The sequence below is a fragment of the Flaviramulus multivorans genome, from assembly GCF_021728415.1.
Lineage (GTDB): Bacteria > Bacteroidota > Bacteroidia > Flavobacteriales > Flavobacteriaceae > Sabulilitoribacter > Sabulilitoribacter multivorans.
Window position 1 is genome coordinate 1 of the sequence record NZ_JAKKDV010000001.1, and the last position, 26,395, is coordinate 26,395.

General features: G+C 33.2%; 27 protein-coding genes. 2 read left to right on the forward strand and 25 right to left on the reverse strand.

Features of this window, described 5'->3' with window-relative positions:
- Positions 1 to 138 precede the first annotated feature (138 nt).
- A complete protein-coding gene (locus tag L3X39_RS00005) occupies positions 139 to 522 on the forward strand; it encodes a hypothetical protein (protein WP_237229317.1) in 384 nt (127 codons plus the stop codon).
- Positions 523 to 670: 148 nt separating this feature from the next.
- Positions 671 to 1,207 carry a hypothetical protein gene (locus tag L3X39_RS00010; RefSeq protein WP_237229318.1) on the forward strand — a complete coding sequence of 179 codons (537 nt, stop codon included), beginning with the start codon at positions 671 to 673 and terminating at the stop codon, positions 1,205 to 1,207.
- A gap of 181 nt (positions 1,208 to 1,388) precedes the next feature.
- On the opposite strand, the gene L3X39_RS00015 is transcribed toward L3X39_RS00010, so the two are convergent.
- From L3X39_RS00015 to L3X39_RS00135, 25 genes are all read right to left on the reverse strand, one after another.
- Positions 1,389 to 1,727, reverse strand: coding sequence for a hypothetical protein (locus tag L3X39_RS00015; RefSeq protein ID WP_237229319.1), 339 nt, complete (start codon positions 1,725 to 1,727; stop codon positions 1,389 to 1,391).
- 331 nt (positions 1,728 to 2,058) lie between these two features.
- On the reverse strand, positions 2,059 to 2,616 hold the full coding sequence (locus tag L3X39_RS00020) for a DinB family protein (protein WP_237229320.1): 558 nt from the start codon (positions 2,614 to 2,616) through the stop codon (positions 2,059 to 2,061).
- A gap of 92 nt (positions 2,617 to 2,708) precedes the next feature.
- A complete protein-coding gene (locus L3X39_RS00025) occupies positions 2,709 to 3,209 on the reverse strand; it encodes a DoxX family protein (RefSeq protein ID WP_237229321.1) in 501 nt (166 codons plus the stop codon).
- 38 nt (positions 3,210 to 3,247) lie between these two features.
- A complete protein-coding gene (locus tag L3X39_RS00030) occupies positions 3,248 to 3,700 on the reverse strand; it encodes a hypothetical protein (protein WP_237229322.1) in 453 nt (150 codons plus the stop codon).
- 42 nt (positions 3,701 to 3,742) lie between these two features.
- A complete protein-coding gene (locus L3X39_RS00035; protein WP_237229323.1) occupies positions 3,743 to 5,089 on the reverse strand; it encodes a S41 family peptidase in 1,347 nt (448 codons plus the stop codon).
- A gap of 57 nt (positions 5,090 to 5,146) precedes the next feature.
- On the reverse strand, positions 5,147 to 6,553 hold the full coding sequence (locus L3X39_RS00040) for a DUF5689 domain-containing protein (protein ID WP_237229324.1): 1,407 nt from the start codon (positions 6,551 to 6,553) through the stop codon (positions 5,147 to 5,149).
- 266 nt (positions 6,554 to 6,819) lie between these two features.
- Positions 6,820 to 7,410 carry a Crp/Fnr family transcriptional regulator gene (locus tag L3X39_RS00045; RefSeq protein WP_237229325.1) on the reverse strand — a complete coding sequence of 197 codons (591 nt, stop codon included), beginning with the start codon at positions 7,408 to 7,410 and terminating at the stop codon, positions 6,820 to 6,822.
- Positions 7,411 to 7,502: 92 nt separating this feature from the next.
- Positions 7,503 to 8,327: a GNAT family N-acetyltransferase gene (locus tag L3X39_RS00050; protein WP_237229326.1), complete on the reverse strand. Its 825-nt coding sequence runs from the start codon at positions 8,325 to 8,327 to the stop codon at positions 7,503 to 7,505.
- A gap of 20 nt (positions 8,328 to 8,347) precedes the next feature.
- Positions 8,348 to 9,220 (reverse strand): PhzF family phenazine biosynthesis protein, encoded by an 873-nt coding sequence (locus tag L3X39_RS00055; RefSeq protein ID WP_237229327.1) that lies wholly within the window; start codon positions 9,218 to 9,220, stop codon positions 8,348 to 8,350.
- A 64-nt stretch (positions 9,221 to 9,284) separates the two neighbouring features.
- Positions 9,285 to 9,686, reverse strand: coding sequence for a DoxX family protein (locus L3X39_RS00060; RefSeq protein WP_237229328.1), 402 nt, complete (start codon positions 9,684 to 9,686; stop codon positions 9,285 to 9,287).
- Positions 9,687 to 9,703: 17 nt separating this feature from the next.
- Positions 9,704 to 10,285, reverse strand: coding sequence for a hypothetical protein (locus L3X39_RS00065; RefSeq protein ID WP_237229329.1), 582 nt, complete (start codon positions 10,283 to 10,285; stop codon positions 9,704 to 9,706).
- A gap of 311 nt (positions 10,286 to 10,596) precedes the next feature.
- On the reverse strand, positions 10,597 to 11,277 hold the full coding sequence (locus L3X39_RS00070; protein ID WP_237229330.1) for a porin family protein: 681 nt from the start codon (positions 11,275 to 11,277) through the stop codon (positions 10,597 to 10,599).
- Positions 11,278 to 11,452: 175 nt separating this feature from the next.
- A complete protein-coding gene (locus tag L3X39_RS00075; RefSeq protein ID WP_237229331.1) occupies positions 11,453 to 11,665 on the reverse strand; it encodes a heavy-metal-associated domain-containing protein in 213 nt (70 codons plus the stop codon).
- A 31-nt stretch (positions 11,666 to 11,696) separates the two neighbouring features.
- Entirely contained in the window at positions 11,697 to 13,124 is a 1,428-nt protein-coding gene (locus tag L3X39_RS00080) for an MFS transporter (RefSeq protein ID WP_237229332.1), read from the reverse strand.
- A 93-nt stretch (positions 13,125 to 13,217) separates the two neighbouring features.
- Positions 13,218 to 14,534: a TolC family protein gene (locus L3X39_RS00085; RefSeq protein WP_237229333.1), complete on the reverse strand. Its 1,317-nt coding sequence runs from the start codon at positions 14,532 to 14,534 to the stop codon at positions 13,218 to 13,220.
- A 34-nt stretch (positions 14,535 to 14,568) separates the two neighbouring features.
- Positions 14,569 to 17,670, reverse strand: a complete 3,102-nt coding sequence (locus L3X39_RS00090; RefSeq protein WP_237229334.1) for an efflux RND transporter permease subunit — start codon at positions 17,668 to 17,670, stop codon at positions 14,569 to 14,571.
- An 11-nt stretch (positions 17,671 to 17,681) separates the two neighbouring features.
- On the reverse strand, positions 17,682 to 18,752 hold the full coding sequence (locus L3X39_RS00095) for an efflux RND transporter periplasmic adaptor subunit (RefSeq protein WP_237229335.1): 1,071 nt from the start codon (positions 18,750 to 18,752) through the stop codon (positions 17,682 to 17,684).
- Between the two features lie 163 nt (positions 18,753 to 18,915).
- Positions 18,916 to 19,383 carry a helix-turn-helix domain-containing protein gene (locus tag L3X39_RS00100; RefSeq protein ID WP_369411589.1) on the reverse strand — a complete coding sequence of 156 codons (468 nt, stop codon included), beginning with the start codon at positions 19,381 to 19,383 and terminating at the stop codon, positions 18,916 to 18,918.
- A gap of 117 nt (positions 19,384 to 19,500) precedes the next feature.
- Complete coding sequence (locus L3X39_RS00105) at positions 19,501 to 19,917, reverse strand: hypothetical protein (protein WP_237229336.1); 417 nt, start codon at positions 19,915 to 19,917, stop codon at positions 19,501 to 19,503.
- Between the two features lie 23 nt (positions 19,918 to 19,940).
- Positions 19,941 to 20,291, reverse strand: a complete 351-nt coding sequence (locus tag L3X39_RS00110; RefSeq protein WP_237229337.1) for a tRNA-binding protein — start codon at positions 20,289 to 20,291, stop codon at positions 19,941 to 19,943.
- Positions 20,292 to 20,304: 13 nt separating this feature from the next.
- On the reverse strand, positions 20,305 to 22,440 hold the full coding sequence (locus tag L3X39_RS00115; RefSeq protein ID WP_237229338.1) for a multicopper oxidase domain-containing protein: 2,136 nt from the start codon (positions 22,438 to 22,440) through the stop codon (positions 20,305 to 20,307).
- A 5-nt stretch (positions 22,441 to 22,445) separates the two neighbouring features.
- Positions 22,446 to 22,892 carry a DUF3347 domain-containing protein gene (locus tag L3X39_RS00120; protein WP_237229339.1) on the reverse strand — a complete coding sequence of 149 codons (447 nt, stop codon included), beginning with the start codon at positions 22,890 to 22,892 and terminating at the stop codon, positions 22,446 to 22,448.
- 10 nt (positions 22,893 to 22,902) lie between these two features.
- Positions 22,903 to 23,166: a heavy-metal-associated domain-containing protein gene (locus tag L3X39_RS00125; RefSeq protein WP_237229340.1), complete on the reverse strand. Its 264-nt coding sequence runs from the start codon at positions 23,164 to 23,166 to the stop codon at positions 22,903 to 22,905.
- A 94-nt stretch (positions 23,167 to 23,260) separates the two neighbouring features.
- Positions 23,261 to 25,678 carry a heavy metal translocating P-type ATPase gene (locus L3X39_RS00130; protein ID WP_237229341.1) on the reverse strand — a complete coding sequence of 806 codons (2,418 nt, stop codon included), beginning with the start codon at positions 25,676 to 25,678 and terminating at the stop codon, positions 23,261 to 23,263.
- An 84-nt stretch (positions 25,679 to 25,762) separates the two neighbouring features.
- On the reverse strand, positions 25,763 to 26,281 hold the full coding sequence (locus tag L3X39_RS00135; protein WP_237229342.1) for a helix-turn-helix domain-containing protein: 519 nt from the start codon (positions 26,279 to 26,281) through the stop codon (positions 25,763 to 25,765).
- Between the last annotated feature and the right edge of the window lie 114 nt (positions 26,282 to 26,395).

Consider the following 26,395-nt stretch of genomic DNA (forward strand, 5'->3'; position numbering starts at 1 on the left):
ACAACGTATATAATTTATTGCTAGTGCTAGCCTACTTACGAAAGTCCTCGCGGACTTTCTATCTGTGATTTATTTGCTAACTTTAGTGCTTAAACACGCAACGAAATCATACACAATCACGTTGTGGCTCATTTGAAATTGGAACATTTAGCCTTACATACAGACCTAATTCTGGAAACCTTTTGCAGAAGAGTTGCTGGCACCTTGGCGACAACGGATTTTCAATTTGACCACGAAAATGAGACAGAATGGGGAGAGGCCAAGACAGAGACGTTTTCCATCAACATCAGTAAACCGTACGAAAAAGGTGTATTACAACAATGGGACAGCACAGTTCCTGAAGGTTGTAATGTTGGTATTTCAGTCACAGGCCTGACGGACCTGCCACTCGACATTGAAACTATTGGACGACAAATCGCGGATGAATTCAACACATCTGTATTTCACCATCGAACTTGGTTGGAACCTGGAAAGAACCTGAAGCGAGAAAAAGAAATAAAAACGAGCCACAACAAAAGCTAAGTGTCAGGGCTATGGTATTGCGTAACTTGGGGCAAACCACATCGCATTCGTGTTCGTCACGGTGGACAGGCTATCGCCCGTCTCCCGCCCGAACACTTAGCTGAACCGTTGTGTGTAATGCGAGACAAACATCTGAACTAAAAAATAATTGAAAGAAAAGATTTATAATTTAGGAAAAAAAGCTCTAATGATTTGGGGTGGAATATCACTAATTGGAATAATTCTGATTTTTGGCTATCTCGCCTACTCGACTACAATTGGAAATAAAACTGTCGAAAATAAAGCAACGAAATCTGATGTAAGATTCGTGCTGAATTGGTGTGGACTTGGAGACGATAGAATTGAGAAAGTATCGAATAGTTATGAATCTGGTCGCTCTTTTACTGGAGATTATCTGGATGCATATGGAATTGACATTTCGAAAGTAACTCACGATGAACTGAAAAACAAAAAAGGCTTTTATCGATTAGATAGTTTACCTAAAGTTTTGAATGATGCTGTTGAAATGACGAATGGCTGGCAATATCAAATCCCTTGGTTTCCGAAATTAAAAGATTTGCAAAAAGAAGATGTTTATGTCTATCCTTGGAGCATATATTGCAATGGAATTGACCCAAGTGGTGCGGAATTAATTTTTGTAATACCGAATGAAAACAAAGTATATTATATTGGAACAAAAATGTAACGAAAGCACTACACACAACAACGTGTATAATTCATTGCGGTTTGATGGCTAAGCGCAGGATCTTTTCTCACAATTCACTATATTGCTTAGCAAAGAATAACAGCGTGCTTGCACGCAACTAACCATACACGAACACGTTGTAGCACATTTGAAGAAACCTACGAACAATAAAGATTGAGATTTACATTTTGGCTACTTTTTCGCCAATTTCTTTGTATGCCTTTTTCATTTCCTTTCCAAACATAGGCCAAAATTTTGAATACTGTCTTTTGATTGTATCATCACCATTGATAGGTTTCATAACACGATTAGCTTTTTCTAAATAGCTTATGTAATTTCCCCAATATTGTTCTTTAGATTTTGAATATCCAGTCTCTGATTTTGGGTCTGGTTTGTATATCAATCTTCTTTTTGCGCCTTTATAAGTAAACCTTTTATAAAGTCTTTCCTCGAAAAGATTATGACTTTTATTCTCGGGTTTTGTAGCGAAATGAACACCTCTTCGAAAAGCTCTTTTCATACTTCTGTAGAATTTTGAAAAGCCAACAGTTTTTACTCTAACTTTTTTGCCATCATATTGAAAACCTAAATATTCAAGTTGCTTATTTGGAACAACTACACTCTTTTCGTTTACAATTCCACCAACAAATTCGCCTTTAATATTCTCATATCGATAAATATTTGTCTTTTCAGGTTTTTGATGAGTTGTATTATGCCCTCTTTAATCTTCATTTTTGCAGCTATAAAATTTCATTTAATCGCCCAAATGTGAAAAGACACCTTAGGATGGTAACTAGTTTTTGTTGCCAATTCTTTTCGTTTAACATCATTCGCTCAATAATCCTTGAGTTTTAAGCTGCCTTTTTCTTTTGTAAATATAATGTCCTCATAGCTTGAAGAATGTGTCTTTCATTGTGATAAATAACAAACCTGAAGGTATCTCCTAGCTTTAATTTTATTAATTTTGAAATACTTATAGCCGTTTTCGTTTTGTTTAAATTTACATTTCTAGCATCATCTAAAAGAGAGATAAGATCATATTGATCCCTAATAAATTTATTTAATGTCTCCTTACTCAAAACGCTTCCATTGGGGTTCATTTCTTTTGGTGTTTTCATTTTCTTTGTTTTTTCGTTTAGCCTTATAGAATTGACGAAAAAATCACCAATTAAACCTGGAACAAAAACAGTATCCGTGGGTGTTATATCTTGATTGATTCCGTATTTTATTTCTGGCAGATAAAAGTTGCTATACAAATTCAGGTGTGCGATACACTCTAAAGCACTCCAAATATTAACATTTATTTTCCAGTTTAATTCGTCCATCGATTTTTGAAGCATGTCTTCCGCGTCTTCAATATTTTGATAGGTTAACGCCGTTAACTCTGATATCAGTTTAGTAGTTTCCATTTCTATTTATTTTTTAGTCAATTACGTTATAGATACAATTAATTTGAAATGACCTTAAAGAGATTTTATATTTTTTAAACTAGCACATCAATTCACCTATATTTTTGAATATTGTCTAAAACTTGTAGCCTGAATCCTTTCAAAGGTCTAATAGAACTAAAATAGATCCATCCAATAAAAAAAACTTGTAAAGGTATCCTAAACCATAAATAAGTTAATCCATAACCATCAAATGTTCCGGTTTGGTAATTTAATTGATGGAGTGAGGCATTTATATTGGCAGGAAGTATTAGAATAAAGAAGATAATCAATAGCCAAGCAATCACCTTTCTGAAAGATGATATTTGAAGCCCGATCGCTACAAAAATTTCTAAAACTCCTGTGATATAAACTAGTTCTCTTTTGTATGGGATTCCAGATGGAATCATCAGGGTCATTCCCTCGGCAAACAAAAAGTGTCCTAATGCTGTAAACACTAACATTGTGGACATACCAACTCTCGCACTACGAGAAAAATCATTAGTTCCTTTGATGGCTTTAATCATAAAGTAACTAAAACTTGAAACTGCAATTAACACAATTAGTATTGTCATTTTTGTCCACTTTAAGTAATTGAACCACATAAATTAGCCTAGGAAGTACCGCTTACAAATTCAGCACAAGTTCTTTTGGTAAGGTTAAATAATTCAATCAACCATTTTTCTACTACTGCTTCTAATTTTGAACTTATTGGAGATAATACATACATTGCAGGAGCTTGATCCCAATACGTTGCTAAATGTTTTGTTGCAAGGCCAATTGGTAATGCGCTGCCAGTAACAAAACCAAAATACCGCCCTCCTAAAGTTGATACAGTAGCAGGGCTTCCATAGGTGTGTAATTGGTTCAAAATATCTTTGGGCTCCGTAGATGAAACTGGTATCGCTTCATCAAATTTAGACAGTAAGTCCAAAGCATCTTGAGCAGGGAACACAGGCCTTTCTAATGCATCGTCCAAGTAGCTCATTGCGTACTCTTGCGCCAAACTAAACACTGTTTTATCCTTCAATTGTAAAAGCAATTTTTGCTGCATGTTTGGTTTCATTATTTAACGTATTTTTATGTTTAATACATTTTGTAATAGCAATTATTCTAAAATAATTTTTACAGAATTTATATGCTCATTCTTCCCTTTAGTATTCGGATTATTGGGATCCAAAATCCATTCGCCATCAACAACAAATTTATATTCAATTTCGCCAATTAATACCTCCGTTTCAATACTCCAACCATTTTCATTCCTTTTTAAGGGATGTTTTGTGGCATTCCAATAATTAAAGTTTCCTACAAGATAAACTAAATCAGCCTCCAGGTAACCTTTGAGTTCAAATTCTGTAGATCTAAATTTAGGTTTTTGTATTCCTAAACCGTTAATCTTGTTTTCAATTTCGGCAGGATTTAACGCGGATGCTTTGGTATAGAAATCTTTTAATATTAATCTATGCGCTTGGTAAAGCGCCAAATTAGCGTCAATATCAATATCGGGGATAACACCAACTTGATCCCAATTGGTTTTTGTAATGGTATTAACCGAACGTTCTTTTGGCATAACAACTATAAAGTGATTATTGATTCTTACTCCAGAGGTGGGGTTTGCTCCTCCTTTTGTTCGCTCTCCAATAATTGTTGCCTTATCATGGTGTTTCATATCATAGGCAAACTCCTCCGCTCCCGAAAACGTTTGCGCACTGGTCAGTATATAAACAGGTTTATTTAAATACCGATTTCCAGACATTTCTGCTCTAGTCCACATTTTCCTTTCACTTTTCTTTTCACGATTTTCAAAACTGAATATATGAACTGGACTATCAAAAAAATAGCTCATAAAAAAAGGCACAGTGTCTGGATCTAAACTACCAGAATTCCTTCTTAAGTCAATAATTAATCCATTTGTTCCTTCAACATACTTCATCGCACTTACCAGTTTATCTTCACAATATAACATTGGCCCAAAAAATGACAGTGCCAAATAACCAATATTACCCTCTAGTATTGATTTGCTTAAAATGCCATGTTGATTTTCATTTAAAAAATCCATGAGTTGCTTTGATTCCTCTTCATTATTGGGATTTCTTCCCAAAACAGGCTCTACAGGCGAATCAAAGTACAAAAGGCTCAAATGTAAATCGTTTGAAATCTTGAACAACTCTTTATTTATGTGAGTGGCTAGTTCAAGACCGTTTATGAACTTATCGTAATCTCCATTAATAGAATTAAAACGTAACATTTCAGCCATTTCTCGCGCTTTATCTTCAATTATGTAGGACTTCATTAAAGAGTCTGCCAAAGCCAGCGCAATTTGCCTGCTATTTAGTTCATTATGATGATTCATTTGCTCGTTAAGTGAGACTTTAATACTCTTTTCTGTTTGAGCACCTAAAACACTTATTAACCAGAAGTTAAAGCACAAAAAAAATGTTATTATAAGTTTCATTGTATTGTATTTTATATTTTTTTATCAAAATTGCTTGATATGTATAGTCTACTGCTTTTAGTTACTAATTACGTCATGGGTAAATTTTTGAGGTAACAAACGTCCCCAATCTCCAACTATACCTGAGATTGATATTAAACCTGTTGGTAATACATTATTACTAAATTCTGCGTTCTCATAAGTAGCTACGGTAGCCACATCGTTGTTATTTTTAATGTGATGGTTCCCTAAAAATGTCACGATATTATCTGCATTTACGAAATATACATTTTCAATTTTAACTCGCTTTCCTTCATAATTACCTGATAATAATTGTGGGATTGTAATAGTTTCAGGTTGAACAACTATATTTTCAGCATATTTGACATATCCGTTTGAACTTACACCATTAATACTTTTTTGATTATTAATAATAGCTCCTGTACCATTTAATAGATTGAGTCTTATTTTATCTCCTAAATTAAAAATATTAGGTGTGTTGAAGCGAATTAAGATACCTCCAGAAGCATCCTGGATATAAACAGAGTTGTTAGCTGTATTTCCATTTGATGTAATTACGCCTTCAATATAATAGTCTGTTGACAAATACCAGTCTCCTTGGTGTTCATTAAATTTTGACTTTAATTCTGAAATAGTATTAACTACTTGTTGGTTTTGGTCATTTTCTAGTACCGATGCAGTAAACACTTTATTTTCACCAATTTCTAGCCCTCCTGTAGCTTCGATAAGCTCAAAAGAAATTATATAATCCCCTAAAACTAAATTATCATTTACTGGTATAATCTTAAAACTTGTATTTTGGGTGTTCTGTCCTAGTTGAAGTGTAATTTCATTTAATACGGCTGCAGGAACTGTATGAAAATGTGTGCCATAAGAAATACCTTGTGGCGTAGTAATTTTCACTTTAATGTTACTATTATTAGCTGCTAGATTTGTTGAATTAAGCCCTACAACCAATCCTTCTGCATTTCCTTCAGAAATTGATCCAGTAGATGCATCAAAATTAAATTTATTGACAACAATTGGCTGCGCGTTTAGTTTTATTTCAGCAGTTACTTTAGCACCTAAAGCAAATCCAGCAGTTGGATTACTTAATTTAAGATTTATTATTTTTTCAGTTGTGGTATTATTTACACGTGACACAACAAAACTAGTATCCTTAGTATTAGCTAAAAGTTTAATTCTTAATTTATTATTTACAGCCTGTGGCTCCGTTATAAAGTCACTTCCATAGGAAGCATTTCCTGATAATTCTATAGTAATATAGCCTGTTTCGATCGCTTTTACATCTAATTTTAGCGGAATAGAAAGCGTTTCCATGTCTTGCATCATCGTGTGTGTTTGATTGACAAATCCTACTTTGACAAAACTGTCAGGGCTATTAACTTCATCTATACTACAACTAAAGAAAGTTAAGCTTGTAACGAAGAATAACATTAATCGATAAAAAAAGTGTGTTTTCATAATTTTGTTTATTAAAAAAATTGATTAAAATTTTACCAAAATTAATATGCAATCTATTCTTTTGTGTTGCACAATTACAGCCAATAGTTCTAAAATTTTATGCAGTATTAAATTGATTGAGGCAAATTTGATACTTAAATATTTATAATAAATTAATGTACATTAAGAAAGTTAAAAGAGAAGGTTTGATAGCTTAGAGACTTATCACTCTTTTTTTGATTTACATTATAATCGGTTGACGAACTAGAGCTCCTAAAAAAACAAAATTAGTACTCGATAGTTGCTAATTTTTTTCTAACAGAACTTAAAAATTCTGGAGTTACTCCTAAATAAGAAGCGACCATATACTGTGGAAAACGTTGTTCAAGAGATCTATATTTAGTTCTGAATTCTATATAACGCTCTTCCGCAGTTTGGCTCATGTTTAAAATGGTACGTTCTTGCAAGGCAATATAACCTCCTTGTATCTTTAAACGAAAAAACCGTTCAGAAACTGGCACTGTATTATATAGATTTTCAAGTGAGCTTCGATGTATGCGCATTACCACGCTCTCTTCAACAGCTTGAACATAGTGTTTCGCAGGAGTTTGTGTTAGGTAACTATATAAATCATTAATCCACCACCCTTCAATTCCTAATTGAAGAATATGCTCTCTACCTTGGTCATCCATATAAAAACTTCTTATACTTCCTTTTGCAATAAAATTCATATAAGAGGATACGTCATCTTTTACAATTAAGTATTCTTTCTTTTTAAGTTTTTGGGGTTTAAAATGATCTAAAATAGAAATCTGTTCAGCCTTAGTCAAAGAGACTAATTGCTGTATGTTTGAAAGAAGAACTGCTTCATAATCCATGATTATACCTTAAAGGATTTATTACAGTTTACTTCACAAAGGTAGTTTTTTAAACGATATTTTTTATTAAAGAAAACTTAAAATAACACTAGTTAATCCAGCAACATTTCCATTTCATATTGATCAACCGTATTGTTCAATCCAAATTTATAAATTTGACAAATTTTTGTGATTAATCGCGCATCAATATTATTAATTTTTATTTCTTTTGAGATACTGTGAATAGCTGAAAACAAACGTTTCCAAGCGTTTTTACTTTCTATCAATACGTCAAACTGAGCCAAATACCCATTTTGGTCGTTTATTATAAAAATAGACTCTATATTATTATCATGAAGTACTTGATAACATTTAAAATCACCTCTTTTTAAAGTTGCTATCTGATTTTCCCAAGAGTATAAACTCTGTGCAGTTTTATCCTCAAAATTAAAATCTTGAAACTTTATTTTTTTTAACTCAAAAGGAACTTCACAAAGTATTTCTATATTACCACCAAAACACTTATAGCTCTTAATAATATTATAACCTATTTTTTTATAGACTTCGATGGCAGTTTTATTTTCTTTAATTACTTCTAATTTACATTTCGTAACCCCTATCGCTTTTAATTCATCAAGCGCATATTCATAAATCTGTTGTATTATTTTTTTTCCTCTGTATTCTGGAATAACACCAGTTGCGAGGTTAAATGCGGTTAAATAAGACTCTCTGTTTTCTATACCATGAAGAACGAACCCTACTAATTTATCACGGTTGAACATTCCGTAAGAAAAGCTATAATTAATGCTTGCCATTTCCCATCTATTTTTAAACAGGAACTTATCTTTAGGAAATTCAACAAAATAGTTTTCAAACGCTGAAAAAAAGCAATCCACAATGATATTGAAAGGGGTCTGGCTTAAATTTTTAATTTCCATGACTCTTATCCTTATTTTGTTTAATACTCTATTTCTTTTGCTTCTATTAACATTCCTTTTCCTCCTGCCATAATAGATTTTATCTTTTCCTTTTCAATAGTAAGATCTACTATTATTAAACTTGTAGATGGAGGCTGCATAAACTTACCTTGTTGAATGAAAAATCTATTCTTTTTAATTTTAAGCGTATTATAAAGGTAGCCGGCTAATGTCCCTGCAGCCATTCCTGTTCCTGCTTCTTCTAGAATTCCATATCGCGGTGCAAACATCCTTGTTGTTGCATCCCGTTCTGGATCATTCAGGTCTTGAGTAAAAATATAATATCCTATTAAATCAAGTTCAGTACTTATTTCGGTAATTAAATCATAATTTGGTGTTGCCTTTTTTAATATTTCTGTGTTCTTTACAGGAATTATAATAAATGAGTTACCCGTATTTACTAATTGTATGGGCGCATTTGGCAATAGATCAGTGACTTTTAAACCTATTGATTCAAGAATAAGGTCTTGTTTATGACTAACATTAACAAATTTGGGAGATAATTGTTCCATAAATGCGAATTCCCCTTCGATTTGTATTCTTCTTAAACCATCAATTGTTTCTTTGGATGAAATTTTAGTTTTTAATAAGTTTAATTGCTTTAAGTATGAAAAAGTTGCAATAGTAGCATGCCCACAATGAGCAATTTGTCTAATAGGCGTAAAGAAGTCTAATTTAAAATCGGCAACCGTGGATTTAGAAACAAATGCTGTTTCAGATAACCCAACTTTAGATGTAATTTCCAATTTTTCAATATTACTTAAATTATCAGCATTAAGTACAATGCCTGCCGGATTTCCTCCAGAATTGTAATCTACAAATGCATTTACTATTTGTACTTTAATTTTTTTCATTTTATTCATTCACCCTTTAAAGGTTGTATAATTTGTTAAAGAATCGTCTTGTAAAATTATTTTATTAATACCACTTATTGTCATAAGACAATGCAAATTTTCCTCCACCAGTGAAAAATAAAGCTATTGGTATTAATATGTAAATTGCTAATAATTCAATGGCCCAACCTCCATTTTCATTTAGAGCAAAAATGTTTTGAGCTTGTGTAAGCATTAGTGCTACCAGGCAATTTATTGCTAAAACTAGACTAGCCAATCGCATTTTATATCCAATTATTATTAATACGGGTGCTATTATTTCTCCTATATACACGCCATAACTAATAAAAGATGGTAAGCCGTTACTTATAAGCAATTGTTGAATAAAGTCTATACCATAAATTAGTTTTCCTATACCATACATAAGTAATGGAATACCAATAATTAGTCTAATAATTAAGAGTCCGATGTCATAATTTGTTTTCATAATTCTTTGTTGTTTGTTTAAAATTCATGTTTATAAAAAAACCCATAGTTATTTAAGGTTTTATTATTTTTAAATTGATCAAAATTGGCGGCTAAACCATATTGCCTTTGCTTTTTTTTGATTCCAATCCTTATTTGTTGAATACCTCGCTCTTGTTCCTTAAAATTTATATTACCATTTGACTGCACCTTTATTAATCCATAAACTTCATTATTAATTAATGGTTTGTATTCTATAAAAGCCACCTGTTCTAATGTAAAATCATTTTGATAGGTTATACCTGCCGAGTATAATAACCAAATGGAATCTGATTTATAATGAAAATTTCCTGATATAGTTGCAAAGGACCCTGGGTTTTTCAACCCTATTCCCAAACTCAAACCAATGTTTTTATGCACTCCATAAGACAATGAGTTTCTTAAAAAATATATATTATTATTGTCGTTATTATACTCTGTATCATAATATGTAATATTGGTTAGTTTTAATTTATCGTTAAAGTTATAATTGATTTTATGCTGATATGTATATGAACGATAACCCAAAACAATTTCTGGGTTGTAATTTAAATGTTGAGCTAAATTTTTCTGTAGGAACATTAAAAATACTATGTTCACTATTAAACATCTCATTGCTTTATAATTAAAAGTTCAGAGTGTAAAACTATCGTGTATGCAGAAGATAAAAATTAAGGTACCTTAAGATAATACAGAGCTATCAATCTTATTATTAACCACTTGAAATACAGCTTTATATAGATTTATATGATATATTGTCATCTTCAAATCGAAATTGAAGTTATTACTACAATACATCGGCAATTGATAAGTAAAAAAAGAACACGCTAAATACTATTACACATATAAAAAGTATAAAGCGTGTTACTAACTAACTAACTAACTAACTAACACTAAAATTTATACCCAATGGAGATTAGCACTCCTTTACTTTTTACCTTTCCTATAAAATCTTCATCATCCATAGAATCAAATGACTTATCTAAATTTGTGAGCCCTAAATTATATCGTGCTTGAAAAAGCATTTTATTTTTAAGCTCATACCCTAAACCAAAATTTAAACTTGTATTTAAGGATTTTACATCACCCTTAATGTTTCGTTCTCCAGAAGTACTAGTAATGTCTCCATCTGCCTCCATGAAAAAATCATATTCACTTTTCGCGCTTACGACATATCCGAATTGAATTCCAGTCTCAACACTAAATCTATCCTTTAAATAATATTTTGCTGTAACAGGTAGATTGATAAACCCTAATGTTATCTCTTCTTTAGCCTTAAGCACAAACTCTCCATCTTCATTACTTTCTGAATAGCTGATACTGTATTTCCCTCCTTCCAAGGAGTATAGCAATTCTGGTTGAATTGAAAATTTATTAGATACTCTATACTCTAACAAACCTCCAATATGAAATCCAGATATGTCTTTCATACCACTTAAATCAGTGGATAAATTTGATAGATTATAACCTCCCTTGATTCCAAACCCCGTTTTTTGCGCAGATATCGTTTGTAATCCACCGATTAATGTCAGCAATGAAATTGCTATATTAATTCTAAAATAATTTGCTTTCATAATACTTTTTAAACTGTTCGTTAATTGATTGATTGATTGATGCAAATTTGATATTTATACACATTATAAAAATTAATGTAGATTAAGAAATTGAAATTCAACATTTTTGTTGCTCTCAATAAATAGAGTCACTAACAATCGGTAGCGACTCTAATATTGATTGCTCATTTTTTGATTATGATATTTTTTCTGCCGTAAAACCAGCTTCTTTAACTGCAGTGATAACTTTATCGCTATCTATATTTTCTGCTGATACAGTTAATGTTTTTTTAAGAGTAAATAGGTCTACATCCCAATTTCCTTTTCCTAATTTTTCATCAAGTGTAGGTGTTGCTTTAGTAATACACCCACTACATTTTATATTTGTTTTAAATTTTAAAGTTTCCATTTTATAACTTTTTTAATATTAATAATTGAGTTTAAGCTTTTAATGTTTTTACATAAAACATTGAAACGAATACTGCTAATCCACTTATAAAAGCTGCAGCAATAAATGCCGATTTAAATCCTGAAATCAATACTTCTTGAGATGTTCCGTTTAAAGAACTAGTTGCCTGAGCAGTTGCAGCAGCAATAGCAACTATTATCGCAAGTCCTAATGCAGAACCAATTTGATAACTTGTGTTCACAAGACCAGAAGCAAGACCTGATTCTTCTGGTTTTGCTCCAGAAATTGAAGCAATTGTTCCAGGAATATAGGCCAATGACATCCCAATTGCTCCTAATATTGATGCTGGCAATACATTGGAAATAAAACTCCCATTTTCTGGCACCATGCTAAATAACACTAAGGAAAAGGTCAGAAAAATTAATCCTAAAACAAGATTCTTCTTAAAACCAAACTTCTGTACCAACTTCCCAGAATAACTTACCATTAATATCATAATAGTTACTGTCATTGGCAATAGTGCTAAACCACTCTGAAACGCCGAATAATTAAGTACTTGCTGTAAATAGAGATTTAAATAAAACCATAACGGAATCCATGCACCAGCTAACAATGCCATCACAATATTACCAGACGATAAATTTGGTGTTTTAAATATAGAGAGTGGAATTAAAGGCTGATCTTTCTTCTTTTGAATTATAATAAACAATCCAAAAAGAAGTAACGAAATGGCTGATAACCCTATAGTATTCAACGAAGCCCATCCATTAGTTTCTGCGGTAACGATTGCATAAACGATTAGCACTAAAGATATAGTTGCTAAAATAGACCCAATGATATCTACCTTACCATTTCGTGTTTCTCCTTTTTGAAGATAACGAGGTGACGTCAAAATCACTAACAACCCAATCGGGATGTTTATATAGAAAATCCATTCCCATGAAATCCATTGGGTAATAACACCTCCTAAAAATACACCCGCAGAACCACCTGCTGCTGCAGCTGCTCCCCAAAAACCTAGTGCTTTACCTAATTCTTTAGGGTCTCTAAACATAGCTAAAACCATTGTTAGTGCTGAAGGCGCAATTAATGCTGAACCTAAACCTTGAAGTGCTCTACTAACATTTAATGTCACGTCAGACCAAGATAGACCTGCAAATAATGATGAAATCGTTAAGATTAAAAACCCTGTGATAAAGAGCTTGCGTGCACCAAAAATGTCCGATAGTTTACCTCCTAATAATAGAAAGCCTCCAAATGAAATCACGTAGGCATTAAATATCCATTGTAATCCTGATTGTGAATACCCTAAATCAGCTTTTATCGCTGGTAAAGCGACACCAATAATGGATGTATCCATGATCACTATAAACTGTGCCACACATAATATAAATAAAGCAGCCCATCGTAATGGATAGTGTCCTGCATCATTTGTTTTATTGTTATTATTTGTTTTCATTGTTCATTTATTTAAGTCAAAATTACGAGTAGTAATGCAAGTGAGTATTGCACTATTTTGGCTGTTTTTAATAAAATTTATTGTTCGAAATGTTTAAAAATTAAGTTGCCCCAATGCTCTTTGTAGTTCGGTTTTACTCATTTTGAGATTGTAAATAGCTTGTAAATAAGTAATCTGTGACGACGTAAGAGCAAGCTCAGCATCAGATACTTCCAATTTAGAGCCAATACCATTATTGTATCTCTGGTTGTTCATCGCATAATTGACTTCAGCTGCTTCTACAGTTCTCTTTTGAGTTTCGTACTGTAGCTTGGCATTGTTCCAGTTATTCATTATCGTGGCGAGTTCTAACCTTACATTGTCATGCATATCATCCATTTTAATTTTTTCTTGTTCCAATTTTAATTGGCTTTGTTTCACTTTAGAAGTTGTTTTGCCTCCCAAGAAAATGGGAATTGACATATTTATACCTATAAATGTGGTGTTATGCCATGTTTGGTTTTTGAAGTTTTCATCATCCAATTGAGATTGCAACTGGTATTGTCCCATTAAAGATATTTCAGGAGATCGCATGGCTTTAACAGCAGCTAATCTTCTTTCTTCAAGTTCAATAACCAATTTTTGAGTTTCAAGGTCGTGTCTCTTTAAATCTTCAACTGAAATCGATTCATCAAATACGTCAAGCTCATCATTATTATCATTTAACGACAAACTATCCACAAGTTCTAAATCATCGTTTTCATCTAATCCAATTAATTGTTTTAACTGGGTTTTAGTAATCGCAATAGTACTTAATTGATAGGCAACAGAAGTTTTCAAGTTCTCAACAGCAATATAGCTTCTCAAAGTATCTGTCTTTAACCCTTTGCCTTGTAAAAAAAGTGACTTGGCATCTTTAAGCGCTTTTTTATTTCTTTGAAGACTTTTCTCTAATAACACTAATTGATTTTTCCCTAATAACACCTGATAGTAGGTTTTTGTGACTTCATGAATCAATCGACTCTCTAAATCACCTGTCTTTTCTTTTTCAATTTTCTCTTCTATTAAGGACGCTTTGATTTCCTGATTGGATTTCATTGAAAAAAGGGTCTGATTGAAAGTTACTGCACTGTTATATTGATACAATCCACCAACACGAACTTCTTGGACATTCTTATCTGTACCTGCAAAACTACCAGGAAGAAAAATAACTTGTCTATCAAAATACCTAGAGATATTACCATTAAAAGCGACGTTAGGCAACCATGTGTTTTTTGCTTCTTTCACTGCCTGCTTTACGCGCAGTTCCTCAAGGTTTTGAATTTTTAATGCTTTATTCCCTTGAGATGCTAATGCAATGGCTTCATCTAAACTGATTGCTTTTTGAGCCATTACGTTTATACCTGATGTAAAAACCCACAGGATAACCACTAATTTTAAAATTTGTGTTTTCATTATTAAAGTTCTAATGTTCATGACTAATCTCTAGTGAAGGGTGCTCTTCTTCTACAATTTCAGCAGTAGCCTTTGCACTAGATAAATAAGAGTATACTGCAGGAATAATAAAAAGCGTTAAAATTCCGGCAAAAATCAATCCTCCAGCAATGACAATGCCTAATGATTGACGACTATTAAAGGTCATAGCAATAGGTAATGCGCCAAATATCATGGCTAATGACGTCATTAAAATTGGTCTAAAACGTTGTACTGCAGCTTGTGTAGCCGCTTCAAATTTTGAAAGTCCCTTGGCTTTTAAATCGTTGGCGAATTCTACAATTAGAATTCCATTTTTAGTGATTAGTCCAACAAGTGTAATAATCCCAATTTGACTGAATACATTCAAACTTTGACCAAAGAAATACAGACTCAATATAGCGCCTGTAACAGCCATTGGAACCGTAAGCATGATAATAAGTGGATCTCGTAAGCTTTCAAATTGCGCAGCAAGAATCATGTAAATGATGATGAGTGCTAATAACAAGGTGAACAGAATATTTCCTTGACTTTCTTCATAATCCCTTGCTTGACCAGCTAAACTCGATTTAAAGTTGTCTCCTAAAACCTCGCGCTTTATGTTTTGCATTTCTTTAATGCCTTCTTCCAAACTAACACCTGGAGCTAGTCCAGCAGAAATTGTTGCCGACGTATATTGATCGTAGCGATAAATGGCTGCAGGACTAATCCCTTCTTCCATAGTCACTAAATTGTCTAAAGAAATCATTTGTCCGTTAGAAGAACGCACGTTGATGGAGCGCAAATCACTGATATCATTTCGTTGCAGTTTTTCAACTTGTCCAATCACTTCATATTGTCTATCGTTACGTAAGAAATAACCATAGCGCTGTCCAGATAATGATAATTGTAATGCTCGAGACACCTCTTGAATAGAGACTCCCATTAGGGCTGCTTTTTGTCTATCTACATTGATTTTTACTTCAGGTTTATTCATCTTTAAATCAGAGTCCACAAACATTAATTTTGGGCTTTGACGTGCTGCTTGTAAAAATTTCGGGAGTACATTATTTAAGCTATCCAAACTTTGTGTTTGCAATACAAATTGAACAGGCATGCCTCCTCCATATCGCGTACCTATAGTTGGTGGCATGTATGGAAATAGCAAGAAATCTCTAAAGTTACCCGAAGCTGCTCCATATTGATTGTATAAATCTTGCGCTGACATTTTTCGGTCTTTAGGATCATTCAAATAAATACTTTGTACCGCTACATTAACTGGTGCAGGTGCTGGAATAAATGAAATAGCTACCATAGAATATGTTTGGTACAATCCATCAGTAGATTCATTCACATACTTCCCAACCTCTGTCATTCCTTTTTTCATGTAGTCAAAAGAAACGCCTTCAGGTGCAACCGCAATTAAACTTATGTTTGAACGATCTTCAACTGGAGCCAATTCAGAAGGCAATGTTTTACCAACCACTAAAATTAGACCACCAGCTATTACTAAGAACACCCAAGCCATCCAACGTTTTTTCATGAAGGCTGTTAGTAATTTTTCATAACCATTGTTTAATTTGATAAAAAACGGTTCTGTTGTGCGATAAAGCCAATTTGGTTGGTCTTGCTTTTTTAATAAATAAGCACTCAACATAGGCGACAAGGTTAAGGCCACAAATGCTGAAACCAATACAGATCCTGACACGACAATGGCGAACTCCTTAAATAACTGACCACTAATGCCTCCCATAAAAATGATAGGCATAAATACAGCAGCAAGAGTGATGGTTGTAGATATTACTGCAAAATAAATTTCCTTTGAGCCTTTGAATGCCGCTTGAATTGGCGTCATACCTTCTTCAACCTTCTTATAGATATTTTCTAATACCACAATGGCGTCATCTACCACCAAACCAATGGCAAGTACCAAGCCTAACAGTGTAAGAACGTTTATAGAGAATCCAGCCAAATACATGATGAAAAAGGCAGAAAGAATTGAAACAGGAATTGCCAATACAGGAATAATGGTAGAGCGCCAATCTCTTAAGAATAAGAATATGATGAGCACTACCAGACCAAAGGCAATAAATAATGTTTCTTCAACTTCCTTAATAGACTCTCTTACAGGTTTTGTGAAGTCAAAACCTACAATTAATCGGTATTCTTTAGGAACTTCTTGTCGTAATTGATCAAGTCGTTTGTAAAACTCGTCGACCACTTCAATGGCATTGGCTCCTCTTTGAATTTGAATCGCAATGCCCACACCAACACGATTGGCATTATGAGTTCCATTAATGATAGCTGTACGCTCGTTCATTTCACCTAACTCTGCGTAACCAATATCTTTCAGTTTAATAATAGAATTGTCATTTTGCTTAATAATCATGTTATTAAACTCTTCTGCAGTTGTTAAGCGTCCAATAGAACGCACACTCAATTCATTATTATCACCTTCTATTCTTCCAGAAGGCAAATCGATATTTTCTCTTAACAGAGCTTGTCTGATATCTTCAGGTGTAAGTTGCAATGCCGCTAATTTAATAGGGTCAAAACGAAGTCTCATTGCGTATTTATGCTCACCAACAACCGCAACTCTATTAACTCCAGGGATGGATTGCATTCGGTCTTTGATAGTTGTTGAAGCTAAATGACTTACTTCTTTTATATCTTTTGTGTCACTTTCTACCTCTAGAAAAGCCACCAAATTATCTGGTGACGATGCCTTTTCCACTATTGGAGGATCGACATCTGCAGGAATTTGATTTTTAGATTTAGATACCTTATCTCGAACGTCATTTAGGGCATCTTCCAAATCAATATCTCTATTAAATTCAATGGTAATTATACTTACTTGCTCTCTAGATTCAGACGAAATAGTTCTCAATCCATTGGCTTCTGCAATTGACTCTTCCATTGGCTTTGTAATTTTGGAAGCAATCACATCTGGACTTGCGCCAGGATAAAAGGTCACAACTGAAATGACAGGAGGTTCGGTTAAAGGAAACTCTCTAACCCCTAAATTCATCCAGCCTACAATACCCATAATGACAATTAAAGCAGAAAACACACCTGCCAAAACGGGTTTTTTTATACTTATTGATGGTAAACTCATGATCTTATGTTTTAATTTGATTCAGTAACCTCAACAATAGGAGTCCCATCACCTAATCGCATGATATTTGATATGATAACCTTATCACCATCATTGATTCCTGAAAGAATGGTAACTTCATTTTCAGTTCTGTTGCTAATGGTCACAGCTGTAATTTTTGCTCTATCTTCTTGTAGTAAAAACACACTGTACCCTTGTTTACTTGGAATCAAAGCTTGTGAAGGGATTGTAATACCTTTAGTGCCTTCGTTAAGTGTTGAGAAGTTGATTTTTGCAGACATGCCTCCTTTAAATTCATTTTTAGAATTATCGGCAATCGCCTGAACCGTTAAACTTCTATTTTGATTATCCAAACCAGAATTGCCAGCTACAATTTTTGCGCTGTGCACCTGATTAGAAAGTTGTGTGGTAAATGAAACGGATTTACCTTTTTTTACCTGTATTAGATACTTTTCAGGTACTAAAAAGTTAAGCTTCACTTTTGATTGATCTTGAAGGTTCACTAATTCAAGTCCTGGATATACATAAGCGCCTAAATCAACTTTAGAAATTCCAATGTTACCTGAAAATGGTGCTCTAATTTCGGTTTTACTAATCTGAAAGTTTAAAAATTCAACTTGTGCTAGAAGTGATTGCAGTTTAGTTTCAATTTCGTCATATTCTTGCTGACGAATGGCTTCGGTTTTCAATAAACTAGCATATCGTTGCTCGTTTAATTGCGCTAATTTCAATTCTGCTTGAAGTTCCTTTTGCTTTGCTCTGATGTCGGCATCATTTAATTTATAAAGCAACTGACCTTTTGAAACATAATCACCATCTTTAAAAGCGATTTTAGTGATTTTTTGAGAAACTTCACTAACAATGGCCACCTCCTGAATTGGTACAATGGTGCCAACAAGAATTTCTTCTTGATTTAGTTCTAATTCTTTAGCTTCAATAACATCTACAGGAAGCTTACTGACTTCCATTGAGGTGCCATTGGCCTCTAAATTTTCCCCACTACTTTTTGTACATGAAACTATAGCTACAGCTAGAATATTGTATAAAAATATGGTTTTCCATGTGTTGATTTTTTGATACATAATATGTTGATTTAATGATTACTATTACATGTCAAAATTATATCTGTACACTAAATTTTGTGTTGCACTTTTTCACCTATTAGTTCTAAAATTTTATATGTTTTTCAATGAAAAAAGGCACTTGAGTTAGTGCCTTTAAAAAGTATTTATGGATAAAAATAGACTATAGTAGGTCTATAGCTTTGCGTTTGTTCTTCTTGATGGTTTTAAAATGTGAAGGCGTTAATCCTGTGATTTTCTTAAATTGAGTAGATAGATGTTGCACATTGGTATAGCCCAGTTTATAGGCTATTTCACTTAATGAAAGTTCGTTGTAAACTAATAACTCTTTTGCACGTTCTATTCTTTGAAGAATGATATATTTTTCAATCGTTAAGCCTTGAGTTGATGAAAACATTGAACTAATATGATTATAATCAACATTCAGTTTTTCACTAATGATACTAGAAATCTTTTGCTTAATATCTACAGTATCATAACTATGAATAAGTTCAATAATGATGTTTTTTACTTTTTCGACAAGCATTGCCTTTCGGTCATCTATAACTTCCAACCCATGTTGATATAATTGATTTTTCAACATCATAATTTGATCTTCTTTGAGTTGTTCTTTAAGTTCAAATTCCCCCATTGTTATATATACTGGTATCAAATTGAGCAAAGCAAGTTCATTATTTACGACCATTATACATCTTGGACATACCATATTTTTTACAGACAGTTTCATAATGCTAATATTAAACCTGAATTAAAAAGATTGATTAGGAAGCCTCTTCTTTATTTCTTCTGACGTGGTAAAGAAACGAATGATGACACCTTGAGACGAATTCCATTCTAATAATATTTTACTTGGTGAATCATAAGAGTTATCATCCCAATCTATTAGATAACAGCCCAGTATTGGTTTTTCTTTTTTAACTTTTTTTGAAGTTTCAACAATCTTGTGATAGGTTGCATTACTTATCAAATTATGTTTGTGTCCTTCTAAAACTGACCACATCGAATCGTTTAATCTTGAGCTGTACTCATAATAACCAAAACTATGATGCCTTGCGATAAATTCTGATTGATTATCTATATATCCATCTTTGGTTGTGTTAATACAACCAATAGAAAAAGTTAATATGATTAAATAAGCTATTGTTTTCATGATAAATGTGATCATTGCAATTTTATATTAAAAAAATGTTAACCAATTCTCATTCCATTTTCCACCAAACCATCTGGCACTAAAAGTGTCACCTCCTTATCATTACCAATTCCTCCAAGAATTAAACATTCACTCATCATATTGGCAATTTGCTTTGGTGGAAAATTGACTACTGCAACAACTTGTTTCCCTAAAATATCTTCTGGCTGATAGAGTTTTGTTATTTGAGCAGACGTTTTTCTTTTTCCTAATGGACCAAAGTCAACAACAATTTTATATGCTGAATTTTTTACTTCCTTAAAAATTGCTGCTTCAATGATGGTTCCAACTCTCATTTCAACCTTCATAAATTCGTTCCAGGTCAAATTTGTGTTTTCTGTAGTATTCATGTAATTTATAGTTTTAATATGTAAAGGTCAATCCAGCTCCAAATCCCATATCACTATCATAATGTGAGGACGCAGAAATGTATTTTGTAAGTATGTATTTTGCTCCAAAATTATACTCGAAATCCGTGTTATACATGCCCCAAAGTCGTAATCTCTTGGTCAAAGGAATATCTTCTCGTTTTAATTGAAGACGAACATATCCTGTGTGATCAACAGATACATCTGCAGCAATGAAAAATGGTAAGGTATATTCAAATCCTAAATGAACAACACCACGATTATTTTTCGTATTGGTTTGGCCAAATAAATTGGTTTCTGTTTCTTTTTCATCGCGGTAGCGCCAATCCCAACCTGCATATAAAAACATGAATTGGTTTTTATCCATATATCGTCCAAAATGGCTTTCTGTTTCATAGCCGTCTGTGTCATTTAACCCTAAACGCCATTCAGCATCAAACTTCCAGCGCGTATTCATAAACCACAGCTCACCATCAGTCCCATTACTTTCTAAACTGATTTCAGAGCCAAAATAAAATCGCCGATCATCATTATACACTTTTCTTAAAGCCTGTTTTGGGTTTGGCAATTGTGGATTGGGTGGTGTATTTTCATAAGTAAAAATCCGTCCCATGCCGGACATCATATGGTAGAGAATATGACAATGAAAATACCAATCACCATATTCTTCTGAAGCATTAAACTCAATAGTATCCGTTTCCATAGGCATAATGTCAATCACGTTTTTAAGTGGTGCATAATCACCTTGACCGTTGATAACTCTAAAAAAATGCCCGTGCAAGTGCATCGGATGCCTCATCATGGAATTATTTGTAATGACTATGCGGATGTTTTCTCCTGCTTTTATTTTTATTTTATCGCTTTCTGAAATAGTTTTATTGTTTAATGTCCAGACATATCGATTCATATTTCCTGTTAATTCAAAATGTAATTCACGAAATGGCACATCTGGTAATGTTGTTTTTACAGGTGATTTAAGCATCGCATAATTAAGGGTTACAGGCAATTCTTCATCACCAGAATCTACTATTTCAGGATACATTATTGTATTCATATCCATTTGTTGCAGACTCATATTCATTCCCATATCGTTCATATTTCCACCTAAAGTCATCATGTTGTTCATCATTTTCATTCCTTCAAAGTACTTTAAGCGAGGCAATGGCTCGTGGAATACCTTCTCTCCATTTCCTAACCATAATGATGCAAAACCCGTTCTGTCTTCGGCAGTCGCCATAAATTGATAGGATTTATTGTCTTTAGGAATGGTAACCAGGACATCATAAATTTCCGAAACACCAATGATCAAACGATCTACTTGTACAGGTTCAACATCTACACCATCTGTTGCGACAACAGTAATTTTTCCACCGGAATAATTCAACCAGAAGTAGGTAGAAGCACTTCCATTAATAACTCTTAATCTAACAGTATCGCCAGCTTTATACTTAGCCAGTTGTTCTTTTAAACCGTTGAGTAAAAAATTCTCATAATACACATCACTAACATCCATAGCATGCATTCGCTTCCATTCATTGGTTAGCTTTGTTTTAAAATAACCTTCTTTAAGTGCTTCTGAATAACTTTGAACAGCATTTTTTTTTATCATATACCAATCTGTTGCATTATGCAAAGAGCGTTCAATCTGATGCGGATTTTCGTCACTCCAGTCACTTAAAAGAACCACCTCTTCATTTATCGGTTTCTCGTTTGGTTTATGAATCACGATTGCTCCATACATCCCAATTTGTTCTTGTAGCATGGTATGCGAATGATACCAATACGTACCACTTTGTTTTATAGGAAAACTGTAAATATGAGTTGAATGTGGTTTAATCGGTGCTGTAGTTAAATACGGAACTCCGTCTTGTTCATTAGGAAGCAATAACCCATGCCAATGAATTGAAGTTTCATGATGCATTTTATTATGAACATGAATCTCGGCTATATCTCCTTCTGTGAAATACAGCGTAGGAGCAGGCAATTTGCCATTGATTGCTATTGCCTTTTGGTCCTTTCCAGTATAATTTACGATGGTATCTTTAACATACAAATCATATTTAACCGTTTTTTGGGCATAAGATATTATGCCCAAAAAAAGTGTTGAAATAATAAGAAATTTAGATTTCATTGCTATTAATTTTTTCTTTCTGAAACGCTTCCGCAACTCAACATTTTTGACCCATAATATGGGTTTTTGATTACAGAGTCTGTGCTCAACCAATAGGCTTTTTTCATAGGGCAATATTGGTAATAAATAGTTTCCTTGATATGATCTGCCACCTTAATAATAGTCCAAAAAATTTTAGACAGCACTGAAAATGCTTCTCGCTGTTTTTCTATGTCTTTAGTTCTTGTGATTTTTTCAACTGCTTCAAGTAAACTTTTTTTATCAGTAAAATCACTTTCAGTTTCTATTACTTTTGTGAATTCGATAGCGGTATTACTTATTTGACCACTATCACTTTTAACAAAAGCATCTTTCAATTTAATATAACTTCTAAGAATACTTTGAGTATTTTTTTGAGCGAAAACATGTCCAATTAACATGAACATGAAAACTACAATTACTTTTGTTTTCATAATCTTAAAATTAACAATGAGCAAGTTCAGTATAAGGCTCTGTACCATTAGCAGTATTCATCATACTTTCATAAATATCAGAAACATAATACCCAGCTTTTTCTACAGCTATTATGGCCTCGGCAGCTGGCATTTCGTTTGGCATAGAAATGTAGGCTTCACCAGATTTTGTGTTAATAGATGTAGCACCAGGAATAGTGTGTAGTGCTTTGTTTACGCGCATTTGGCAATGTGCACTTTGCATGTTTGGAATTTGAAGTTTTAAAATTTTCATTTTATTATTTTTTAATGGTTATTACTACTGTAAATTTCCTAAATATCAATGAGTTAACATTTACATAATTATTTAATTGATTTACAAGATTAATTTATTTTTTAAGCTTTAAAAGCAAACTATTGCCCACTACACTTACACTACTAAAAGCCATGGCTGCACCAGCAATCATTGGGTTAAGTAAAAATCCGTTGATGGGGTATAAAATACCAGCTGCAATTGGAATACCAATAATATTGTAGATAAATGCCCAAAACAAGTTTTGACGTATTGCAGCAACCGTTTGCTTTGATAATTTAATGGCCATAGGGATTTTATTTAAATCTGACGAAATGATAGTCATTTTCGCAACGTCCATAGCAATATCGCTTCCTTTGCCCATAGCAATACTAACATTCGCTTGTGCCAATGCAGCACTATCGTTAATACCATCACCCACCATCGCCACAATTTTACCTTTGGCTTGTAAATTTTTTACAAAAGCTGCTTTTTGTTCAGGCATCACTTCGGCTTGGAAATGTTCAATACCCGTTTGTAAAGCAATGGCTTTGGCTGTTGCCTCATTGTCTCCAGTTAACATATAGACTTCTATTCCTAAATGTTTTAAATGCTTAATGGCTTCTAAAGAGGATTCTTTAATCTTATCAGCTATGGCTAATACAGCCAAGGCTTCTTTTGAATTTGAAAACCAAATAACAGTTTTAGATTCGCTACTCCATTGAGCTGCTTTATCTTGTAACTGTTCAGAAATTTTGATAGCATTCTCATTCAATAGTTTTTGATTTCCTACATAATAGGTTTCAGAATTAAAGTTAGCTTTTGCACCACGACCTGTGATACTCTCAAATTCGGATATTTCCACCATAGCAACAGCATCTAAATGATTGATAACCGCTTCTGCTAATGGGTGTTCCGATTGTTTTTCAATGCTAAATAGAACTTCTTTTAAAATATCATCATCATCCAGCCAATCCATGTTTGTGACAACAGGTTTTCCTTCGGTAATGGTACCCGTTTTATCTAACACGATGGCATTAACATTTTTAGTCAATTCTAAACTTTCGGCATCTTTAATTAAAATTCCTTTTTCTGCACCTTTCCCAACGCCAACCATAATAGCGGTCGGTGTTGCTAAACCAAGTGCACAAGGACAAGCGATTACCAAAACGGTTACAAGCGCAATTAAACCTTGAGTAAACCCATTTTCTCCACCAAGAATCATCCAAGATGCAAAGGAGATAAGAGAAATACCTATAACGATAGGCACAAAAATACCTGCTATTTTATCCACTAATTTTTGAACGGGAGCTTTACTACCTTGGGCATCTTGCACCATTCTTATTATTTGAGCGAGCATCGTTTCTGCTCCCACTTTTTCTGCTTTAAATTGAAAGCCCCCTTTTTGGTTAATGGTTCCTGCAAACACCTTATCATTTTCATTTTTTAAAACAGGCACAGGTTCTCCACTCAACATGCTTTCATCAACATAGGAACTACCACTAATTACCACACCATCAACTGCTATTTTTTCTCCTGGTTTTACTAAAATGATATCATCCTTCATGACTTTATCAATAGCAGTTTCAACATGTTCACCATGACTATTAATTACAATTACCGATTTAGGTTGTAAACCCATCAATTTTTTGATGGCAGTTGATGTGTTTCCTTTCGCTTTTTCTTCCAAAAGCTTTCCTAATAATATAAATGCTATAACAACCGCAGCAGTTTCAAAATACACATGCGCGTGTATACCTCTTGCATGCCAAAAATCAGCAAACAAAGTATTAAATACACTAAAAACATAAGCGACACCCGTACTTAAAGCCACCAAGGTATCCATATTGGTTGATCGATGTTTGGCTTGTTTATAAGCATTTATGTAAAAATCCTTACCAAACCATAAAATAACTGGTGTAGATAATACCCACATGATGTAATTAGCGTAAGGCATCTCCATAAAGAACATCCCAATGACAACCACAGGAATTGAAAAAAGAGTGGCATATATAGTGCGCCATTTTAGTTGATTGAACTTTTTCTCATGTAAGTCTTCTAAAGTTTGAGAGACATTATCGTCCTTATCAATCAATAAATCATACCCAACAGATTGTACAGCTGTTTTTAAGTCTTCAGCTGTGACGGTATTAGGTAGATATTCAACAGTGACGGATGCTGTTGCAAAATTCACTGAAGCTTTTACTACGCCTTCTACATAACTTATTATGCTCTCAACACTAACGGCACAAGCAGCACAGGTCATATCTAATACTGGAAAAGTGTTTTTTATGGTAGTAACATCATAGCCTAAATCACGAATTGCCTGAACTGCCTCTGGAACTGCTGTAGCCATTTTAGATGACTCAATAACAGCTCTCTTGTTATTGATTTCGACTTTATGAGATTGAATATGTTTTACTTGATTTAAGCCTTTATCTACGATTAACGCACAATGTTCGCTTTCCACACCTTCAAGTGGAATATACATTGGTTTTGATGCTAAAGTTGTCATAATTATAGTATTTTAAATTACAATGCAAAGTTGACAACTTTAACTTCTTTTTTTATTACACCTTTTTGGGAAAGATTTACAAGATTACACCTCGTCCAATGATTTTCTCTTATTGGAGCGAATATCTTTAAAATGACTTGGGGTAAGCCCTGTGACTTTTTTAAATTGATTACTTAAATGCGCAACACTTGAATAGTTAAGTTGATACGCTATTTCACTTAAAGTGAACTCATCATAAACAAGGAGTTCTTTTACGCGCTCAATTTTTTGAGAAATAAAATACTTCTCTATGGTGGTTCCAACAACCTCTGAAAAAAGATTGGTAATATAATTATAGTCATGATTTAAATGACTGCTTAAATAGGTTGAAAGGTTTGTTTTAATATCGTTGTTTTGTTGATGAACCAATTCAACAATTAACGTTTTTATTTTTTCAATTAATTGGCTTTTTTTATCATCTATAATAGAGAACCCAAAACTTTCCATTACCATTGCAATTTCTGCCTTTTCTTGAGAAGTTAGTTCTTTACTTAATTTTACTTCACCCAGTTTTACTGACAAGGGTTTATAACCGAGCTTTTCAAATTCAGTTCTTACAACCATGATACAACGGTTGCAAACCATATTTTTTATGTGTAGTTTCAAAACATTAATCTAGTTGACATTATTCACAAATTCTAATAAACTTTTCTATGTTTTCAATGTCACTATTCCGAA

Coding starts and splice junctions, on each gene's coding strand:
- L3X39_RS00015 (WP_237229319.1), bottom strand. CDS start 1,727: ATGAAAAGAGCTTTTCGAAGAGGTGTTCATTTCGCTACAAAACCCGAG.
- L3X39_RS00020 (WP_237229320.1), bottom strand. CDS start 2,616: ATGGAAACTACTAAACTGATATCAGAGTTAACGGCGTTAACCTATCAA.
- L3X39_RS00025 (WP_237229321.1), bottom strand. CDS start 3,209: ATGACAATACTAATTGTGTTAATTGCAGTTTCAAGTTTTAGTTACTTT.
- L3X39_RS00030 (WP_237229322.1), bottom strand. CDS start 3,700: ATGAAACCAAACATGCAGCAAAAATTGCTTTTACAATTGAAGGATAAA.
- L3X39_RS00035 (WP_237229323.1), bottom strand. CDS start 5,089: ATGAAACTTATAATAACATTTTTTTTGTGCTTTAACTTCTGGTTAATA.
- L3X39_RS00040 (WP_237229324.1), bottom strand. CDS start 6,553: ATGAAAACACACTTTTTTTATCGATTAATGTTATTCTTCGTTACAAGC.
- L3X39_RS00045 (WP_237229325.1), bottom strand. CDS start 7,410: ATGGATTATGAAGCAGTTCTTCTTTCAAACATACAGCAATTAGTCTCT.
- L3X39_RS00050 (WP_237229326.1), bottom strand. CDS start 8,327: ATGGAAATTAAAAATTTAAGCCAGACCCCTTTCAATATCATTGTGGAT.
- L3X39_RS00055 (WP_237229327.1), bottom strand. CDS start 9,220: ATGAAAAAAATTAAAGTACAAATAGTAAATGCATTTGTAGATTACAAT.
- L3X39_RS00060 (WP_237229328.1), bottom strand. CDS start 9,686: ATGAAAACAAATTATGACATCGGACTCTTAATTATTAGACTAATTATT.
- L3X39_RS00065 (WP_237229329.1), bottom strand. CDS start 10,285: ATGTTCCTACAGAAAAATTTAGCTCAACATTTAAATTACAACCCAGAA.
- L3X39_RS00070 (WP_237229330.1), bottom strand. CDS start 11,277: ATGAAAGCAAATTATTTTAGAATTAATATAGCAATTTCATTGCTGACA.
- L3X39_RS00075 (WP_237229331.1), bottom strand. CDS start 11,665: ATGGAAACTTTAAAATTTAAAACAAATATAAAATGTAGTGGGTGTATT.
- L3X39_RS00080 (WP_237229332.1), bottom strand. CDS start 13,124: ATGAAAACAAATAATAACAATAAAACAAATGATGCAGGACACTATCCA.
- L3X39_RS00090 (WP_237229334.1), bottom strand. CDS start 17,670: ATGAGTTTACCATCAATAAGTATAAAAAAACCCGTTTTGGCAGGTGTG.
- L3X39_RS00095 (WP_237229335.1), bottom strand. CDS start 18,752: ATGTATCAAAAAATCAACACATGGAAAACCATATTTTTATACAATATT.
- L3X39_RS00100 (WP_369411589.1), bottom strand. CDS start 19,383: ATGGGGGAATTTGAACTTAAAGAACAACTCAAAGAAGATCAAATTATG.
- L3X39_RS00105 (WP_237229336.1), bottom strand. CDS start 19,917: ATGATCACATTTATCATGAAAACAATAGCTTATTTAATCATATTAACT.
- L3X39_RS00110 (WP_237229337.1), bottom strand. CDS start 20,291: ATGAATACTACAGAAAACACAAATTTGACCTGGAACGAATTTATGAAG.
- L3X39_RS00115 (WP_237229338.1), bottom strand. CDS start 22,440: ATGAAATCTAAATTTCTTATTATTTCAACACTTTTTTTGGGCATAATA.
- L3X39_RS00120 (WP_237229339.1), bottom strand. CDS start 22,892: ATGAAAACAAAAGTAATTGTAGTTTTCATGTTCATGTTAATTGGACAT.
- L3X39_RS00125 (WP_237229340.1), bottom strand. CDS start 23,166: ATGAAAATTTTAAAACTTCAAATTCCAAACATGCAAAGTGCACATTGC.
- L3X39_RS00130 (WP_237229341.1), bottom strand. CDS start 25,678: ATGACAACTTTAGCATCAAAACCAATGTATATTCCACTTGAAGGTGTG.
- L3X39_RS00135 (WP_237229342.1), bottom strand. CDS start 26,281: ATGGTTGTAAGAACTGAATTTGAAAAGCTCGGTTATAAACCCTTGTCA.